Origin of the sequence: Gemmobacter sp., assembly GCF_016792925.1 — a bacterium.
In the GTDB taxonomy this organism is placed as follows: domain Bacteria; phylum Pseudomonadota; class Alphaproteobacteria; order Rhodobacterales; family Rhodobacteraceae; genus Gemmobacter.
Genome location: NZ_JAEULU010000272.1, coordinates 1 through 4,297, shown reverse-complemented (window position 1 = coordinate 4,297; position 4,297 = coordinate 1). Strand labels below are relative to the sequence as shown.

Sequence of the window (4,297 nt, the reverse complement as noted above, 5' to 3'; positions counted from 1 at the left end):
AGCAGGTCCAGCATATGCGCCTCGACGCTGCTGTCCACCACCGCCAAGTCCTTGCCATTGTTCAGAATGTCGATGACCGAGACCTCAAGGCTGGCGCTGCCGGTGATCGCGGCCTCGCCCGGTTCAAGGTAGACCTGCACGCCGAAGCGGTCCTGGAAGGCGCGCAGCCGCGCCGCCAGTGCATCCACCGGGTAGCCCTCGCCGGTGAAATGGATGCCGCCGCCGAGGCTCACCCATTTCAGGCGTTTCAGCAACCCGCCGAATTCCTCTTCGATTCTGGACAATTGGCTGTCGAACAGGTCGAAATCGGCGTTTTCGCAATTGTAATGGATCATGAAGCCCGAGATGCGGTCCATCACAGTTTCGATCTTGGCCTGATCCCATTCGCCCAGGCGCGAGAAGGGGCGGGCAGGGTCTGCCAGATCAAAGCCCGAGGTCGAGAAGCGCGGATTCAGCCGCAGCCCGCGTTCGATCTGGGCGGATTGATTGTCGAACCGCTCCAGCTGGCTGATCGAGTTGAAGATGATCTTGTCGGCGTAACCGACCGCCTCCTCAATCTCGTGATCCGACCAACCCACGGAATAGGCGTGGGTTTCCTTGCCGAACTTCTCGCGCCCAAGGCGCAGCTCGTAAAGGCTGGAGGAGGTGGTGCCGTCCATATGCTCGCGCATCTGGTCAAAAACCGGCCAGGTGGCGAAACATTTCAACGCAAGCAGGGCTTTGGCACCGGAGCCATGGCGGAGACGGTCGATGATCTCCATGTTGCGCGACAGTTTCGCCCGGTCGATCAGGTAGTAAGGTGTCTGGATCATCGGATTCCCCCCCGGGGCCAAAAGGGACAACAGCGGCCTCATGTAGGGCGAGCCGCCCCCGGTTGCAAGCCATATGCGGGGTAGGCGGTGCAGGTGACAGGGGTATGACAGGTTACGCAAGTGGCAAAGGCCATCGCCTTTGCCATGCGATGCCATTGGCCACTGGACGCCGCGTGCTTCAAGGCACGCGGCCAGCGCCCGCCCTCCGGGCGGCGGGCGCTTCGCACCCGCCAGGGCAGGCGCTGGCCTGTGGTTATGCGGGTGGAGCCGACTTGCGGGGCAGATCGCGCGCAGGGGCGGGGGCAACGTATACGTTGCCTGATCCCGCGCCCCGGCAAGGGTTGGATCAGGCGGCGCTTAGATCCTTTGCCCGGCCAGCAGTTTGGGCAATTCGCCCGTCAGCCCCGCCGCCTGCCGCATGAAGCTGCGGCGCAATCCGGGGAGGGTGTTTACCAAGCCAAGCCCCAGATCGCGCCCGGCGCGCAGGATCGGGTTGCTGTTGGAAAACACCCGGTTCACCGTATCCATCCCAAGGGCGAGTGTCGTGCTGTCGAAACGACGCCAGCGCTGGTAGGCCTCCAGCGTCACAAGGCTGCCAATATCCTCGCCGCGCCGCCGGGCCTCCACCACCACTTCGGCCAAGGCGGCGACATCGCGCAGGCCGAGATTGAGGCCCTGGCCCGCGATGGGATGCACGCCATGGGCGGCATCGCCCACCAGCGCGATGCGCGGCGCGACAAAGTGATTGGCGAGGGTGAGGTTCAGCGGATAGGTGAAGCGCGCCCCGGCAAGGGTCAGCTCGCCCAGAAAATCCCCGAAACGCGGGCGCAGCGCGGCCATATAGCCTTCATCGTCAAGGGCTTGGATGGCCTGCGCCGTGCTGTCGGCCTCGCTCCAGACGATGCTGGAATGATGCCCGCCTGCCAGCGGCAGGATCGCCAGGGGGCCTGCGGGCATGAAGAACTGATGCGCAGTGCCCTCATGGGGTTTTTCGTGGTGAATGGCGGTGACAAGGGCGGTTTGCCCATAGCCCCAGCCGCTGCGTTTGATGCCCGCGCGCTGCGCCACGCCGGATTGCCGCCCGTCGCAGCCCACCAGCAACCGCGCGCGGATCTGGCGGCCCGAGGCGAGGGTCACGGTCACGGATTGCGGCGTAACCTGTTGCTCCGTCACGGCTTCGCCTGACAGAAGCGTCAGGCCCGGCGTGTCCTCCATGGCGGCCAGAAAGGCGGCATAGAGGTGGCGATCCTCTACCATGAAGCCCATCGGGCCTTCCTCCAGCTCGGCGGAATCGAAGCCCAGCCAGAAGGGCGAGGGGCCTTGCCCCGCCACGCCGTCAGAGGCCTTGATCTTCAGAATTGGCTGATGGGCGGCGATGCGCGGCCAGATGCCGGTGACGGTGAGCAGGCGTTTGGAGGCCAGCGCCAAGGCATAGGCGCGGCCATCGAACCCGGCCTCGGCCCGGGCAGGCGCCGGTCGGGCATCGACCACGGTGACCCGCAAACCCGCCTGCGCCAAGGCAATTCCCAAGGCGGGGCCATTCAGCCCGCCGCCCGCGATCAGAATATCAGTGTCCAGCATCATGCCGCCCAATATGGCGCAACGCGCGGCTTTGTCCATGCGCCGAAGTGCCGCCGAAAGGGTAATGTGGTATACGCTTTCGGGGGGTGAAAGGGGGGCAAAGGGTAAGGGGGTGTACAGTTTGCGGGGGGGAAAGGGGCAAAGGGTAATCGGGTGGACAGTTTGGCGATGGCCGAGGCCATTGCCGAGGTCATGCGGCCGCGTTTCCGCGTTCGGGCCGGTGGCACGAAGCCACCGGCCAGCGCCCGCCCTTCGGGCGGCGGGCGCTTCGCACCCGCCGGGCGGGCTCTGGCCTCTCGGTCATGGGCGGAGGCGGTCTTGCGGTTCCGTTCCCACACGGGCGGGGAAAGGCGGTGCCTTTCCTGATCCGCCCGAATGCTGCCCAGAGACAGCGCATCGCAAGGGATTGCCACTGCCGGGGTCTGACCCTAGCGTGAGGCAAAGGGCAAAGGATAGGGCGATGATCGACAAATGGCTGGGGCGCAGTGCGGGCGATCTGGGGCGGGCGATCGAGGCGGGGAAGATCAACCCGGTGGATCTGACCGAGGCCTATCTGGATGCCATCGCCCGCCACCCGGAGGCGAAGCGGATTTACGCGCGCACCACGGCGGATCATGCACGATCGACCGCGGTGGCGGCGGCGGGGCGCCAGCGGGCGGGGACGCGGTTTGGCTTGCTCGATGGCGTGCCGATCAGCTGGAAGGACAATTTCGACGTGGCGGGGGTGGCCTGCGAGGCGGGTTCGGCGCTGCTGAAAGGCCGGGTGCCGAAACAGGATGCCGAGGTGCTGCATACGGCGACGACGCAGGGCCTTGTGTGCCTGGGCAAGACCCATATGACCGAACTCGCGTTTTCGGGGCTGGGGCTGAACCCGGTGACGGCGACTCCACCTTGCATCAATTTCCCGGATGCGGTGCCGGGGGGCTCGTCTTCCGGGGCGGCGGCCTCGGTGGCGTTTGGGCTGGCCCCGGCGGCGATGGGAAGCGACACCGGCGGCTCGGTCCGGGTGCCGGCGGCGTGGAACGACCTTGTGGGGTTGAAGACCACCCATGGCCGGCTGTCGCTGAAAGGCGTGGTGCCGCTGTGCGAGCGGTTCGATACGGTGGGGCCGTTGGCCTCGACGGTGGAGGATTGCGCGCTGCTCTTGGGCGCGCTGACCGGGCGGCGGGCGGCGGATCTGAAGGGTGCGACGCTGACCAATGCGCGCTTTGGCGTGTTGGAGACGGTGGCGCTGGAGGGGTTGCGCGATGCGCCCGCCAAGGGGTTCGAGGACAGTCTGACCCGGATGGGCAATGCGGGGGCGGCCATCGAGCCTTTCGCCGCGCCGGAGGTGGCCGAGGCCATGGCGCTGGCGGGGGTGCTGTTCACGCCGGAGGCCTATGCGATCTGGGGTGACACCATCGAGGCCGCGCCGCAGAAGATGTTCCCGCCGGTGCTGGAGCGGTTCCGCACCGGGGCGGTGACCAAGGCCACCGAATATATCGCGGCCTGGCGGCGGCTGGAGGATCTGCGCAAGATCTGGGAGCGGCGGGTGGGCGGGTTTGATGCGGTGCTGATCCCGACCTCGGCCATCCTGCCCCCGGATGCGGCGCGGCTGCTGGCGGATCCGGCCTATTTCGCGGCGGAGAACCTGCTGGCGCTGCGCAACACGCGGATCGGCAATGTGCTGGGGCTGTGCGTGCTGACGCTGCCCACCAGCCAGCCGTCTTGCGGGCTGTCGCTGATGGGGCCTGCGATGCAGGAAGAACGGCTGCTGCGGCTGGGGGCTGCGGTGGAGCATGCGCTGGGGTGAGCTTGGCCGAGGCCACGGGGTGCGTTTTCGGTCTCGACCCGGTGGGTTTGACCCGGCAGGTTTGACCGAGGCCATCGCCGAGGTCATGTGGAAACGTCTCCACATCGGGCCG

3 protein-coding genes are annotated in these 4,297 nt (G+C 66.8%); 1 reads left to right on the top strand and 2 read right to left on the bottom strand.

Features of this window, described 5'->3' with window-relative positions:
- Together JNN06_RS12970 and JNN06_RS12965 are read right to left on the bottom strand one after the other, a co-directional pair.
- Positions 1-812, bottom strand: an 812-nt coding sequence (locus JNN06_RS12970; protein ID WP_291240011.1) for a carboxynorspermidine decarboxylase, incomplete at its 3' end; no start/stop codon positions are given.
- A 357-nt stretch (positions 813-1,169) separates the two neighbouring features.
- A complete protein-coding gene (locus JNN06_RS12965) occupies positions 1,170-2,396 on the bottom strand; it encodes an FAD-dependent monooxygenase (RefSeq protein WP_291240013.1) in 1,227 nt (408 codons plus the stop codon).
- 460 nt (positions 2,397-2,856) lie between these two features.
- Between JNN06_RS12965 and JNN06_RS12960 the strand changes: the two genes are divergently transcribed.
- Positions 2,857-4,185, top strand: coding sequence for an amidase family protein (locus JNN06_RS12960; RefSeq protein WP_291240012.1), 1,329 nt, complete (start codon positions 2,857-2,859; stop codon positions 4,183-4,185).
- The last annotated feature ends 112 nt before the right edge of the window (positions 4,186-4,297 follow it).